The sequence below is a fragment of the Micromonospora sp. NPDC005553 genome, from assembly GCF_042871765.1.
Taxonomy (GTDB): Bacteria; Actinomycetota; Actinomycetes; order Mycobacteriales; family Micromonosporaceae; genus Micromonospora.
Genome location: NZ_JBIAJD010000003.1, coordinates 332,550 through 346,044 on the forward strand (window position 1 = coordinate 332,550; position 13,495 = coordinate 346,044).

At 71.0% G+C, this 13,495-nt stretch carries 14 protein-coding genes; 4 read left to right on the forward strand and 10 right to left on the reverse strand.

Annotated elements, in window-relative coordinates; translation table 11 throughout:
- The first annotated feature begins 3 nt into the window (after nt 1-3).
- Both ACFYPG_RS14035 and ACFYPG_RS14040 read left to right on the forward strand, forming a co-directional pair.
- Nucleotides 4-741: an alanyl-tRNA editing protein gene (locus ACFYPG_RS14035; RefSeq protein WP_355005801.1), complete on the forward strand. Its 738-nt coding sequence runs from the start codon at nt 4-6 to the stop codon at nt 739-741.
- Nucleotides 742-796: 55 nt separating this feature from the next.
- A complete protein-coding gene (locus ACFYPG_RS14040; RefSeq protein ID WP_355005800.1) occupies nt 797-1,711 on the forward strand; it encodes an SDR family oxidoreductase in 915 nt (304 codons plus the stop codon).
- On the opposite strand, the gene ACFYPG_RS14045 is transcribed toward ACFYPG_RS14040, so the two are convergent.
- The 5 genes from ACFYPG_RS14045 to ACFYPG_RS14065 are packed head-to-tail and all read right to left on the reverse strand — an operon-like array spanning nt 1,702 to nt 6,266.
- Nucleotides 1,702-2,670: a YafY family protein gene (locus ACFYPG_RS14045; protein WP_355005799.1), complete on the reverse strand. Its 969-nt coding sequence runs from the start codon at nt 2,668-2,670 to the stop codon at nt 1,702-1,704. The two genes, ACFYPG_RS14040 and ACFYPG_RS14045, sit on opposite strands and share 10 nt — an antisense overlap.
- A 23-nt stretch (nt 2,671-2,693) precedes the next feature.
- Nucleotides 2,694-3,335, reverse strand: a complete 642-nt coding sequence (locus ACFYPG_RS14050) for a response regulator transcription factor (RefSeq protein ID WP_355005798.1) — start codon at nt 3,333-3,335, stop codon at nt 2,694-2,696.
- Nucleotides 3,332-4,600, reverse strand: coding sequence for a sensor histidine kinase (locus tag ACFYPG_RS14055; RefSeq protein ID WP_387352162.1), 1,269 nt, complete (start codon nt 4,598-4,600; stop codon nt 3,332-3,334). The genes ACFYPG_RS14050 and ACFYPG_RS14055 overlap by 4 nt, the downstream gene beginning before the upstream one ends.
- 11 nt (nt 4,601-4,611) lie before the next feature.
- Nucleotides 4,612-5,346 carry an ABC transporter permease gene (locus ACFYPG_RS14060; RefSeq protein WP_387352164.1) on the reverse strand — a complete coding sequence of 245 codons (735 nt, stop codon included), beginning with the start codon at nt 5,344-5,346 and terminating at the stop codon, nt 4,612-4,614.
- An 11-nt stretch (nt 5,347-5,357) separates the two neighbouring features.
- The gene (locus tag ACFYPG_RS14065) at nt 5,358-6,266 is read right to left on the reverse strand and encodes an ABC transporter ATP-binding protein (RefSeq protein ID WP_387352166.1); all 909 of its coding nucleotides are present in this window, start codon (nt 6,264-6,266) and stop codon (nt 5,358-5,360) included.
- A 200-nt stretch (nt 6,267-6,466) separates the two neighbouring features.
- Between ACFYPG_RS14065 and ACFYPG_RS14070 the strand changes: the two genes are divergently transcribed.
- Nucleotides 6,467-7,258: an EI24 domain-containing protein gene (locus tag ACFYPG_RS14070; RefSeq protein WP_387352168.1), complete on the forward strand. Its 792-nt coding sequence runs from the start codon at nt 6,467-6,469 to the stop codon at nt 7,256-7,258.
- 1 nt (nt 7,259) lies between these two features.
- A complete protein-coding gene (locus ACFYPG_RS14075; RefSeq protein WP_355005793.1) occupies nt 7,260-7,775 on the forward strand; it encodes an O-acetyl-ADP-ribose deacetylase in 516 nt (171 codons plus the stop codon).
- A gap of 141 nt (nt 7,776-7,916) precedes the next feature.
- Here ACFYPG_RS14075 and ACFYPG_RS14080 read toward each other — a convergent pair whose 3' ends face one another.
- The 5 genes from ACFYPG_RS14080 to ACFYPG_RS14100 form a co-directional block, all read right to left on the reverse strand.
- Nucleotides 7,917-8,813, reverse strand: a complete 897-nt coding sequence (locus ACFYPG_RS14080; protein ID WP_355005792.1) for a GNAT family N-acetyltransferase — start codon at nt 8,811-8,813, stop codon at nt 7,917-7,919.
- A 396-nt stretch (nt 8,814-9,209) separates the two neighbouring features.
- Entirely contained in the window at nt 9,210-10,217 is a 1,008-nt protein-coding gene (locus ACFYPG_RS14085) for a LacI family DNA-binding transcriptional regulator (protein ID WP_387352170.1), read from the reverse strand.
- Between the two features lie 19 nt (nt 10,218-10,236).
- A complete protein-coding gene (locus tag ACFYPG_RS14090) occupies nt 10,237-11,649 on the reverse strand; it encodes a GH1 family beta-glucosidase (RefSeq protein WP_355005790.1) in 1,413 nt (470 codons plus the stop codon).
- The gene (locus ACFYPG_RS14095) at nt 11,646-12,479 is read right to left on the reverse strand and encodes a carbohydrate ABC transporter permease (RefSeq protein WP_387352172.1); all 834 of its coding nucleotides are present in this window, start codon (nt 12,477-12,479) and stop codon (nt 11,646-11,648) included. The genes ACFYPG_RS14090 and ACFYPG_RS14095 overlap by 4 nt, the downstream gene beginning before the upstream one ends.
- Nucleotides 12,476-13,459, reverse strand: coding sequence for a carbohydrate ABC transporter permease (locus ACFYPG_RS14100; protein WP_387352174.1), 984 nt, complete (start codon nt 13,457-13,459; stop codon nt 12,476-12,478). The genes ACFYPG_RS14095 and ACFYPG_RS14100 overlap by 4 nt, the downstream gene beginning before the upstream one ends.
- Nucleotides 13,460-13,495 lie beyond the last annotated feature (36 nt).

The window sequence follows — 13,495 nt, forward strand, 5'->3', positions numbered from 1 at the left end:
GTCATGGGCGTCACACAGCACGGCCGGACGCACCGGCTCGACCTTGCCGACCCGACAGTGCGCGAATGGACGTGCACCGTCCTGCACTCCGATGCCGAGCAGGGCATCGTGTTGGACCGTTCGGCGTTCTACCCGGGCGGTGGTGGCCAACCACCCGACCACGGTGTGTTGCTCTGGCAGGGCGTGCAGACCCGGATCGTCGGCACCCGCAAGGGCGACGACCCCTACCTGATTCCCGCCGAGGGTGACCCGCTGCCGCCGGTCGGCACCGAGGTCGTCGGCGCGGTGGAGGACGAGCGCCGCACCCGGCTGATGCGTACCCACTCCGGGCTGCACGTGCTCTGCGGTGTGGTGTTCCGCGACTTCGGCGCGCTCGTGACCGGCAACTCGATGGAACCGGGCGAGGCTCGGATGGACTTCAACCTCCCCGAGGTGCCCCCGGACTTCAAGAGTCGCATCGAAGAGCTGGTCAACGCCGAGGTGGCCGCCGACCGCTCGGTCGCCACCCGGGTGCTGCCGCGCACCGAGGCGCTGGCCCTGCCGGACATCATCCGTACCCAGTCCAACCTCATCCCGCCGGATGAGCAGGAGGTCCGGATCGTCGACATCGTCGGGCTGGACGTGCAGGCCGACGGCGGCACCCACGTCGCCTCCACCGCCCAGATCGGCAAGGTCCAGGTGGTGAAGGTGGAGAGCAAGGGCCGGGCCAACCGCCGGGTCCGGGTCCGACTGGTCGACTAGATCGAGTACCGAATTCGGACGTCGGTTGTCAGGTATCCCTGACAACGTCGCAGGCATGACACAACCGCTAACCGGAAAGATCGCGCTCGTCGCCGGTGCCACCCGTGGCGCCGGGCGGCAGATCGCCGTTCAGCTCGGCGCGGCCGGGGCCACTGTCTACGCCACCGGTCGTAGCTCACGGGCCGGCCGCTCCGAGATGGATCGACCGGAGACCATCGAGGAGACCGCCGAGCTGGTCAGCGCGGCCGGCGGCACCGGCATCGCCGTCCAGGTCGACCACCTGGTGCCCGATCAGGTCCGCGACCTGGTCGCCCGGATCGACGCCGAGCACGGCCAACTCGACGTGCTGGTGAACGACATCTGGGGCGGCGACCCACTGGTCACCTGGGACAAGCCGGTCTGGGAGCAACCGCTCGACGCCGGCTTCCGTACCCTGCGACTGGCCGTCGACACGCACATCATCACCAGCCACTTCGCCCTGCCGCTGCTGATCCGCAAGCCCGGTGGCCTGGTGGTGGAGATGGGCGACGGCACCAAGGCGTACAACGACGAGAACTACCGGCTGTCGGTCTTCTACGACCTGGCGAAGGTCTCGGTCAACCGGCTCGCCTTCAGTCAGGCGCACGAACTGAAGCCGCACGGCTGCACGGCCGTGGCACTGACCCCCGGCTGGATCCGTTCCGAGGCGATGCTGGAGCACTTCGGCGTGACCGAGGAGAACTGGCGCGACGGGGCCGCCACCGACCCGAACTTCCTCATCTCGGAGACCCCGGCCTTCGTCGGCCGGGCGGTGGCCGCGCTCGCCGCTGACGAGGAGAAGGCCCGCTGGAACGGCAGGTCCGTCGACGCCGGCAGCCTGTCCAAGGTGTACGGCTTCACCGACCTCGACGGCAGCCAACCTGAGGGTTTCCGCTACATCACCGAGGTGGTCGACGCGGGCAAGCCGGCGGACGTGACCGGCTACCGGTAGAGCGCGGCGAGCCGCTCGGCGCTCTCCGCGAACAACCGCCGCAGCTCGGGTGGGTCGATGACCTCGACCTCGGGGCCGAGCCCCAGCAGTTGGTGGTACGCCACCTGGACGGACTCGACCGGCAGCCGGGTTACGACCCACCCCTGCCCGTCGGGCTCGTCGGCGGTGGCGACCAGTTCGTCGTACACGTTGGGGGCATCGACCAGGTGCCGGAGCTGGCGCAGGCCGGCGGGGCTCAGCCGGACGGCGACCTCGGCCCGCAGCATGGTCCGCAGGAACGACCCGGCCTGCTCGCGCCAGTGCCCGGCCAGGTCGAAGCCCTCGTCGCGGTCGAAGCTCTCCTCGCCCACCTCGACCCCGGTGACCCGGTCCACCCGGTAGGTGCGCACATCGTCGCCGACGCGGCCGACCAGATACCAGACCCCACTCTTGAGCACCAGGCCGTACGGCTGGACCTGGCGGGTCACCTCCTGGTCGCCGCGTCGGTAGCGCAGCTCCACCACGGTGTCGCCCCAGACCGCCCGGGCCAGCTCGGGCAGCCAGGGCGGTGGCGTGCTCTGCCGGAACCAGCCCGGTACGTCCAGGTGGAACCGCTGCCCGGCCCGGGCCGGCGCGTCGCGCAGGGCGGGTGGCAGCGCGGCGAGCACCTTCAGCTCGGCGGACGCGACGGCGTCGGCGAGCCCCATCTCGCCGGCCGGTCCGGGCAGCCCGGCGAGGAAGAGCGCCTCCGCCTCGTCCCGGGTCAGCCCGGTCAGCCGGGTGCGGTACCCCCCGAGCAGGCGGTAGCCGCCGGCCCGCCCCCGGTCGGCGTAGACCGGCACGCCCGCCGCGGAGAGCGCCAGAACGTCCCGATAGACGGTCCGCTCGGAGATCTCCAGCTCCCGTGCCAGCTCGCCCGCTGTCATCGACCCGCGCGACTGCAACAGCAACAGCAACGAGATCAGTCGGGACGCGCGCATCCGCCCATCCTGCCCGGTGCCGCTCACCGCCCGCCGGGCGTCAGCAACCCCCGGTCGTACGCGGTGGCCACCGCGGCGGCCCGGTCGTTGACCCCGAGCTTGGCGTACAGGTGCAGCAGGTGCGTCTTGACGGTGGCCTCGCTGATGAACAGGCGGTTCGCCGCCTCCCGGTTGGAGGCGCCCCGGGCCACCAGGGTGAGCACCTCAAGCTCCCGTTGACTGAGCGGTTCCTCGGCGGGAGCGCGCAGCCGACCCATCAGCCGGCCGGCGACGCTCGGCGCCAGCACCGACTCGCCCCGGGCCGCGGCCCGGACCGCCCGAACCAGATCCTCCCGAGGTGTGTCCTTGAGCAGGTAACCGGTCGCACCTGCCTCAATCGCCGGCAGCACGTCCGCGTCCGTGTCGTAGGTGGTGAGCACCAGCACCCGGGCGGTGCTGCCGGTGCGAGCCAGCCTGCCGATGGCGGTCACCCCGTCCATGCCGGGCATCCGCAGGTCCATCAGCACCACGTCGGGTCGCAGCGACGCGACCAGGGCCAACGCCTCCGAGCCGTCCGCCGCCTCGCCCACCACCTCGAAATCGGGGTCACCGGTGAACATCCCCCGCAGGCCGTCCCGCACCACCGGGTGATCGTCGACGATCAGCAGCCGAACCGGGGCGGTCAACCGGCACCTCCGGGTAGCGCGGGGACGGACGCCGAGATGGCGGTGCCGTTGCCCGGCTCGGATTCGACTGCCAACTCGCCACCGACCCTTGTCACCCGTTGCCGCATGGCGGTCAACCCGTACCCGCCGCCCGGCTCACGGGGCGCTGGCTGGTCGGCGACGTCGAAGCCGGCCCCGTCGTCACGGACGTCGAGCGTGACCACGTCCGCCATGTACGACAGGGTCAGCCCGACCCGCGACGCGGCGGCGTGCCGGGCCACGTTTGACAGCGCTTCCTGGGCGGCCCGTAGCAGGGTCACCTCCACCTCCGGGTGCAGCGGGCGGGGCGTGCCGGTGGTGGCCACGTCGGCCCGTACCCCGTTCAGGGCCGACCAACGCCCGCCCAGATCGACGAGGGCGTCCGGTAGCCGGGCCGTCTCCAACGGTTCCGGGCGGACCGCCTGCACCGAGCGGCGGGCCTCGGTGAGGCTCTCCCGAGCCAGGGCGAGCGCGTTGTCGACGTGCCGGCGCCAGTCGGCCGACCGGTCGCGGCTCTGCTCGGCCGCCTCCAGTTGAGTGATGATGCCGGTCAATCCCTGCGCCAGGGTGTCGTGGATCTCCCGCGCCATTCGTTGCCGCTCGTCCAGCACGCCGGCCTCCCGGGCCTGGGTGAGCAGTTGGGCGTGCAGCCCGGCGTTCTCATTCACCGTCTCGGTGAGCTGGCGGTTGGTCTCACCGAGTTCCGCCACCAACCGCTTGCGCCTGGCGTCCTCCTGTTCGGCGATCACCGCGAACCAGCTCGCCGAGCCGGCCACCACCAGGTTGAACAGCACCAGCAACAGCCAGAGCGGCAGGTGCGACGCCACGACCGACAGACCACCGCCCTGCGACGTGGCGACCAGGGTGGCCGTGGTGACCACGCCCGCGACGCGCCAGCGCCCGGGCAGCACCGGAAAGGCGTGGATGTAGCCGATCCAGGCGAAGAAGCCGTACCACGGGCTGACGGCCACCAGCGCGGCGGCGAACGTGAGCAGCCCGGCGTAGTAGACCGCCATCGGTCTGCGCCGGCTCTGCCAGCCGGGGTGCACTGTGACGAACCAGGCGACCCAGCCTCCGGCCGCCACGGCGACGGCGAGGGTGGGCAGCGCCCCGGGCTGGTCAGGTGCCGGTGCGACGAGGGCCAGCAGGGTGCCCAGAGTCAGCCCGCCGAAGGGGAAGACGCGGTAAAGGATCGCCTCGTGCTCTCGCCATCTGGTCAGACGGTCGTGCCCACCGCTGCTGGTCATCGCATCTCCGCTCACTCCCAGCGGAACAGTTTCGCCGCGCCGGCGCCGGCCGCCACGGCGATCATCGCCATTATTCCCAGGTGCAGCGGCTGTGGCGCAGTGCCGGTCCAGGCGTCGAGGAGCGCCTGCACCCCGGGCGGCGTGTAGTCGCCGATCCGCGCCACGACATCGGGGAGCAGGAACCGGGGGAGGTAGACCCCGCCGAAGAACATGGTGAGCAGGAACAGTGGGACGGCCAGGGCCTGTGCCGCCTTAGTGGTTTTGGCCACGGCGGCGACCAGCAGGCCGAGCGCCAGCAGCGCCGCCGTGCCGAGGACGAACGCCAGGGTGAAGCCGAACGGGTGCCGGGGGAGCGGCACCTCGAACGCCAACCGGCCGACGACGATGAGCAGCAACGCGCTGGCCAGGATCGCGGCCAGGGCCACCACCAGTTGGGCGGCGAGCAGAGCGCCCGGGTGCGCCGGAGTGGTCGCCAGCCGACGCAGCACGCCGCGTTCCCGGTAGGTGGCCAGCGCCATTGGCATCGTGTTCACCCCCACCATGGCCAGGGTGACCACCAACAGCGACGGGGCGAAGTAATTGACGAAGTTCTGCCCGTCGAAGTTCGGATCGGGCTCGCGGAGCGAGGGAATCAACCCGAGCACCACCAGGATCAGTGTGGGCAGCCCGACTATGGTGAGCAGCGTCGGTAGGTCCCGCAGGTAGAGCCGCGCCTCGACCTTCAGGATCTGGCGGAAGGCGTGCATTGTGCTTCCTCTCAGTTGACGGGCCGGTGCCCGGTCAGCTCGACGAAGGCGTCGTCGAGGGTGGACTGCTCCAGCCGCAGGTCTGCCGCGACGATCTGGTGACGGGCGAGCACCGACGTGACGGCGTGCAGCAGCTCGCCGGTTCCGGTCACCACCACCTGGCTGCCGGTTCGCTGCACGGCGGACACTTCGGGCAGGTCGGTGAGGAGGCGGTCGTCGAGCGGAGCTGAGGGCCGGAACCGGATCCGCTGTTCCGGAGCCACCGTCGACACCAGGCCTGCCGGGCTGTCCAGGGCGACCACCCGCCCCCGGTCGATCACCGCGACCCGGTCGCAGAGCCGCTCGGCCTCCTCCATGAAGTGGGTGACCAGCACGATGGTCACCCCGCTGTCGCGGACCTGTTCGATGAGGCCCCAGGTGTCCCGGCGGGCCTGCGGGTCCAGCCCGGTGGTCAGCTCGTCGAGGATGGCGATCTCCGGGTTGCCGACCAGGGCCAGCGCGATGGAGAGCCGCTGCTTCTGGCCGCCGGAGAGCTTCTTGTACGCCGTGTTCCGCTTGTCGCCGAGGCCCAGCTTGTCGATCAGCTCGGTCGGGTCGGCCGGGTTGCGGTAGAACGAGGCGTACAGCTCCAGTGCCTCGGCCACCCGCAACCGGTCCGGCAGTTGGCTCTCCTGGAGTTGCACCCCGACCCGCTGGCGTAGCTGGGCCGCGTCCCGGCGGGGGTCGAGCCCGAGGACCGACACCCCGCCCCCGTCGGGGACACGCAGCCCGGCCACACACTCCACAGTGGTGGTCTTGCCGGCGCCGTTCGGGCCGAGGACGCCGAAGATCTCCCCGGCCTCCACGGTGAGCGACACGTCGTCCACCGCCACCAGGTCGCCGTACCGCTTCTTCAGGTGGGTCACCTCGATGACCGGCATCGTGTCGCCTTTCGCCGCCGCTGACTTCGTACCCCTCAAGGGTGGTCGCGGTGGCCCGCCGGCGAATCGACCGGTCAGCGACGAACCTCGGCGTCCCCGGTGGATCGCTGCCGTCCGTCAACCGGTTGATGTGTAAGCGGCGGCTCGCTGCTAGCGCTCCGCCCGGCGGATCCGATCACCTCTGGTTAGGCTGCTCGATCGTGGATGCCAGCAGAATCGCCAGCCCGGTGACCGGGGTCGTCGGACGCTTCCTCGCCGGGGCGGGGCTGCTCCTGCGTGGGTTGGGCCTCTACGTCCGCAGCCCGGGGCTGATGCTGCTCGGCATCGTGCCGGCGTTGATCTCCGGCGTGCTCTTCCTGGCCGCGCTCGCCACACTGGTGTACTTCGTGGACGATCTCGCCGCGCTGGTCACCCCGTTCGCCGACGACTGGTCGAGCACCGGGCGCAGCCTGGTCCGGGTGATCGCCGGGTTGGCCTTCCTGGGGGTCGGCGGCCTGCTTGGCGTGCTCACCTTCACCGCCGTCACCCTGGTCATCGGGGACCCGTTCTACGAGAAGATCTCCGAGCAGGTCGAGCAGCGGTACGGCGGCACGCCGGGCGCTGTGGACGTGCCCTTCTGGTCGTCGCTGCGCCGTAGCCTCGCCGACTCGGTACGCCTGCTGGCGCTCACGGCGTTGGTCGGGATTCCGCTCTTCCTCGCGGGCTTCATCCCCGTGGTCGGCCAGACGGTCGTCCCGGTCATCGGGGCGGCCGTGGGCGGGTGGTTCCTCGCCGTGGAGTTGGTAGGTGCACCGTTCTACCGACGCGGTATGCGGCTGCCGCAGCGCCGGACGATCCTGAAGGCCGACCGACCCACCGCGCTCGGCTTCGGAGTTGCTGTCTTCCTGTGCTTCCTGATTCCGCTCGGCGCCGTGCTGATCATGCCGGCCGCTGTCGCCGGTGCCACGTTGCTGGCCCGTCGCTCGATGGGCCAGCCGATCGAGGAGAGCTGACATGGAGATCAGCCTGGTCGAGGGCGACATCACCACCCAGCGGGTGGACGCCATCGTGAACGCCGCGAACTCGTCCCTGCTCGGTGGCGGTGGGGTCGACGGTGCCATCCACCGGCGCGGCGGGCCGGCCATCCTGGCCGAGTGCCGGGCACTGCGGGCGTCCCGCTACGGCAGGGGCCTGCCCACCGGCCAGGCGGTGGCGACGACGGCCGGGGAGCTGCCGGCCCGCTGGGTGATCCACACCGTCGGGCCGGTCTGGTCGGCAGGCGAGGACCGCTCGGCGCTGCTGCGCGACTGCTACGCCAACAGCCTCCGGGTGGCCGACGAGTTGGGCGCGAGCACTGTGGCCTTCCCGCTGATCTCGGCCGGCATCTACGGCTGGCCGCTCGACGACGCTGTCGGTCAGGCGCTGGCGGTGCTGCGCGCGGCCACCCCCGCCACCGTCACCGAAGCCCGCCTGGTCCTCCTAGGCGCCGACACGTACGCCACCGCCCGCAAGATCTCCGAAACACCCTGACCCCGCCCTCGCCCCCGCCCGCGCCCGCCCGCGCCCCGCCCCCCGCCCCGCCGATCTTGCAGTTTCGGTTGTCGACATGAGGGTCTTTGTCCCTCTTGTCGGGACAGGAAGTGCAAGATCGACGCAGGGTGTGCCGTCAGGTCAGGTCAGGTCGGACAGGCAGGACCACTCGGCTGCCACCGGGCGGTAACCCAGCCGGGTGTTGATCGCGAGCATCGGCCCGTTCGCCTCGTCGTTCGAGGTGTACGCGACGCGCACGCCGTTCGCGGCGGCCCGGTGCAGCGCTGCCGTCTTGGCGAGCCGGGCGAGGCCCCGCCCCCGGTACGCCGGGAGACTGCCGGTGAAGTCCGACCACATCCGGTCCCCGTCCCGCTTCACCAGGCTGAAGGCGGCCACCTCCCCGTCGACTTCGACAGCGGTGCTGGACTCCTTGTCCAGGCCCAGGTTGTCCCAGACGTCGTACTGCCAGCTCTCGTAGCTGATCGAGTCGACCGGCACGTCGCCCGGCTCGTCCAGCGCCGAGGCCACGTCCGCCACGTAGAGGCGATGCGGGTCGAGGTCGGAGATCGGGAGCAGCCGTACGCCCGGGGGCGGCTCCGGCAGCGCGGGGGCCGGATTCAGTTCGAGCGCCGAGAAGCGCAGCTCGCGACTGGGCTCGTAGCCGTGCCGACGGGCGAACGGCAGCGCCTCCGGCTGGGCGAAGGCGCGCAGCCGGCGGACGCCCAGCGGTGCGAGGTGACCCGTCGCGGTCGTCAGCAGCGCGGTGCCGATGCCGCGCCGCCGGTGCTCCGGATGGACGTGCAGGAGGGAGATGTCACCGAAGCCGGCCGTCGAGGTCGAGTCGTTGCGTTGCGCCGTCACCCATCCGACAACCTGGCCGTCGACCTCGGCCACGAAGGCGGCCCAGTCCCTGCCCGGTACCGGCTCGGCGATCATCTTCCGGGTGGACTCGACGCCGCGCACCTGGTACGGGAAGACGATCGCCCGCAGCGCCACCACGCCCGGGGCATCGTCGGGCTGCGCCACACGAATGCCCATGTCAGGCCCCCGTCCGTACGGCCGCGACGACGGCCTCGACCTCGGCGGGTTGGTGGGAGCGGCTGAGCAGTGCGACAGGATCCGGCATGTCGGCGAGGCTAACCAAGATCGTCCGCCGGAGCGACGCATTAACCGTGTGCTCCCGCAGCCGGCCACCGACCAGCAGGCAGCAACTTCAGGGAAATAGTGGCCTCCCGGCGCTCGGAGACCACAATTACCCTGAAGTTGTGCGGATCTTGCAGGGCAGGTCCGGCGCGGCGGGCAGGGCGGGTCCGGCGCGGCGGGCAGGGCGGGTCCGGCGCGGCGGGCAGGGCGGGTCCGGCGCGGCGGGCAGGGCGGGTCCGGCGCGGACCGCGCGGTGGGCGGGTGCGGTGGTGCTCCCAGGCGGAGGCGCGGTCAGGCGGAGGCGCGGCGGATCAGCTCGGTGGGAAGCATGATCGCCTGCTCGATGGTCTCCCCGGCGGCCAGCCGGAGCAGTTGGCGGGTCATCCGGCGGCCGAGCTCCACGATCGGCTGCCGGACGGTGGTCAGCGGCGGCTCGGTGTAGGCGGCGGTCTCGATGTCGTCGAAGCCGACCACCGCCACGTCGTCGGGCACCCGCCGACCTGCCTCGCGCAGCGTCCGCAGGGCGGCGTGCGCCATCAGGTCGGAGGCGGCGAAGACGCCGTCGAGGTCGGGATGCTCGGCGAGCAGGCTGCGCATCGCCGCCGACCCGGATTCCCTGGTGAAGTCACCGATGGCGATCAGCTCGGGCAGCCCCGCGTCGGCGACCGTGCTGCGGTAGCCGCTGAGCCGTTCGATCCCGGCGACCATGTCCTGTGGTCCGGCGATGGTCGCAATCCGTCGACGACCGCTGTCGATCATGTGCCGGACGGCCGCGGTCACCCCGGCCACGTGGTCGACGTCGACGTACGGGACGGGCACGTCGCCGAGCGGCCGGCCGCTGACCACCACCGGGATGCCGAGTCGGGCCAGCGTGCCGGGCAGCGGGTCGGCACCGTGCAGCGACGCGAAGAGCACGCCGTCGACGTGCCGGCCGGTGGTGTACCGCTCGACCCGCTGGTGCCCGGCCGGCGAGCCGGCGAGCATCAGCACCAACTGCTTGTCGGCCGCCTCCAGCTCCTGGCTGACGCCCCGGATGATGCCGGGGAAGACCTGGTCGTCGGAGAAGACCCGGGTGGCCGCCTCCGGCATGACCAGGGCGATCGAGTCGGTGCGCTGGGTGACCAGGCTGCGGGCCGCCAGGTTGGGGACGTACCCCAACTCGGCGACCGCCCGGGTGACCGCCTCGCGGATCGGCTCGGCGACGGTGGTGGAGCCGTTGACCACCCGGGAAACGGTGGCGCGGGACACTCCGGCCCGCGCTGCCACCGCTTCGAGCGTCGGCCGCTGCGCCGTCGTCATCGCGCTTTCCCCCCGCTCGTCACAGCCCGTTCCGGGAGATCACCTCCTGGTACCACCGGGCGCTGGCCTTCGGTGTGCGCCGCTGGGTCAGGTAGTCGACGTGCACGATCCCGAACCGCTTGCGGTAACCCTCCGCCCACTCGAAGTTGTCCAGGAATGACCATACGAGATAACCGCGCAGGTCCACGCCCCGGGAGATCGCCTCGTGCGCCGCGCGGAGGTGCCCGTCGAGGTAGGCGATGCGATCGGCGTCGATCACCTGCGTCGGGCCGTCGGGCGAGTCGGCGCCGGGCTTGTCGGGGAACGCCGCACCGTTCTCGGTGATCAGCAGCGGCACACCTGGGTAGTCGGCGGCGATCCGCTCCAGCAGCCGGGTGAGCCCGGTCGGTTCGATCATCCAACCCATGTCGGTGAGCGGCCCGGCCGGTGGCAGGAAGTGCACAGCGCCCTCGGTGCCCGGGTACGCGCCGTTGCCGCCGCCGTCGGGTCGACCGGCCACGTAGGTCGGGGCGTAGTAGTTGATGCCGAGCAGGTCGATCGGGGCGGCGATCACCTTCTCGTCGCCGTCGCGGATGAACGTCGGCTCGACGATCCGGGCCACGTGCTCGCGGACGTCGTCCGGGTAGCCGCCGGCCAGCAGCGGGTCGAGGAAGATCCGGTTGTGCAGGCCGTCGACCAGGCGGACCGCGGCGGCGTCGGCCGCGCTCTGCGGGTCGGCCGGGCGTACGTCGGCCGGGTTGACGGTGACGCCCACGCTGCGCGCGCCGGCCGCCCGCAACGCCCGCGCCGCCAGGCCGTGCCCCAACAGCAGATGGTGTACGGCGGTGAAGGCCGCCGCCGGATCCTGCTCGCCGGGAGCGTGCAGGCCGTTGGCGTAACCGAGGTAGGCCGAGCACCACGGCTCGTTCAGCGTGGTCCACACGTCGATCCGGTCGCCGAGGCGGGCGTACACCGCTGTGGCGTAGGTGGCGAAGTGCTCGGCGGTGTCCCGGTTGGTCCAGCCACCCCGGTCGCCCAGGGCCTGCGGCAGGTCCCAGTGGTAGAGGGTGACGATCGGGTCGATTCCCCGGTCGAGCAGCGTGTCGGTGAGTCGGTCGTAGAAGTCCAGGCCACGGGGGTTGGCGGGGCCGGTGCCGTCGGGCTGGATCCGCGGCCAGGCCACCGAGAACCGGTACGCCCGCAGGCCCAGCTCGGCCATCAGCGCCACATCGTCGGCGTACCGGTGGTAGTGGTCGCAGGCGACGTCGCCGGTGTGACCCTGGTACACCTTGCCCGGCGTACGGCTGAAGGTGTCCCAGATGGACGGACCGCGACCGTCGTCGCGGGCCGCACCCTCGATCTGGTACGCGGCGGTGGCCGTCCCCCAGAGGAAGTGTTCGGGAAACCGGATCTCGTTGCCGGGTCGGTTGGTTGACTCGCTCCGCTCGTTCACGCCTTGACCGCACCTTCCATGATTCCGCCGATGATCTGCCGGCCGAACAACACGAAGACCAGTAGCAGGGGCAGCGTCGCGATGGCCGTTCCGGTGAACACCTGCGACATGTCCTGGTAATACCCGTCCGACAGTGCGCGTAGGGACAGTTGCACTGTTGGATTCGCCGGGTCGTTCAGTACAGCGTACGGCCAGAGGAAGTCGTTCCAGGTGGTCATGAAGGTGAGCAGACCGAGGACGGCGGCGGCGGGACGCAGGGCGGGCACCACGACGTGCCACCAGATCCGGGCGGTGCCGCAGCCGTCCATGCGGGCGGCCTCGATCAGTTCGTCGCTGATGGCCTGGCCGGCGTACTGCCTCATCATGAACACCCCGAACCCGGTGACCAGCACCGGGACGATGACCGCGGGCAGTCGGTCGTTCCAGTGCAGCTTGCTCATGAGCAGGTAGAGCGGGATCACGCCGAGCTGCGTCGGCACCATCATGGTTGCGATGATCACCAGCAGCATGGCGTTACGGCCGCGGAACCTGAGCTTGGCGAAGGCGAACCCGGCCAGGCTGGAGAAGAACACCACGGAGACGGTCACCGTGGTGGCGACGACCGCCGAGTTGATCAGGCCGGTCAGGAAGTACGCGTCGGTGTTGTCGAACAGGCGGGCGATGTTCGCGCCCAGGTTGCCGCCGGGGGTGACCGGGGGTGGGAGTTGGCCCATCGCGTCGTTGCTGCGGCTGGCGACGACGAACATCCACCAGATCGGAAAGACCGACAGGCCGGCGGCGACGACCAGGGCGAGGTAGGTGAGCGGGCTGGCCCGCCAGAGTCGGCTCATCGCGCCGCTCCCTTCTGCGATCGGTCCCCGCCACCGAGGCGACGCAGGATGAGCACGTTGACCGCCGCGACGATCGCGATGAGCGCGAAGAGCAGCCAGGCCACTGCCGAGCCGTACCCGAAGTTGTAGTGCGGGGCGAAGGCGTTCTCGAACATGTACATGGTCAGCGTCTGCGACTCGCGCAGCGGCCCGCCGCGGATCGGGTTGGTGCCGGAGTTGAACATCCGGGGCTCGGTGAAGAGTTGCAGACCGCCGATGGTGGCGATGATGGTGCAGAAGATGATCGTCGGTTTGAGCAGCGGCACGGTGACCGACCAGAACTGTCGGGCCCGGCTGGCGCCGTCGATCGCCGCGGCCTCGTACAGGTCGCGGGGGATGGCCTGCATCGCGGCCAGCAGGATCAGCGCGTTGTAGCCGGTCCACCGCCAGTCGACCATGGCGGAGATGGCCACCCAGGACGCCAGCCGGTTGGACTTCCACTCGATCGCGTCCAGCCCCACCAGGTCGAGCAACCAGTTGATCATGCCGAATTCGCGGCCGAAGAGCACCCCGAAGACGATCGCCACCGCGGCCGTGGACGTGACGTTGGGGACGAGCACGGCCATCCGCCAACCGGTACGCGCCCGCAGGCCGCGGTTGAGCAGGTTGGCCAGCCAGAGCGCGGCGAGCAGTTGCGGGACGGTCGAGATCACGAAGATCCCCAGCGTGTTGACCAGCGCGTGCCAGAAGTCGGCGTCGGCCAGCAGCCGGGTGTAGTTCTCCGCCCCGACAAAGGGGTGGTCGACTCCGAGCAGGTCCCAGTCGTGCAGCGAGACCCAGAAGGTGTACGCCAGCGGGTACGCCCCGAAGACGCCGAAGATCAGGAAGAACGGGGCGATGTAGAGGTACGGCGAGAACCGGGTGTCGAGCCGGCTGAGCCGACCTGACGGGCGCTGGGGTGCCGGTACGACCGGCGGGCGGGCGTCGAGCTGGACGGTCATGCCCGGAAACTCCTTTCCGCCGTGCGGGCGGGACTC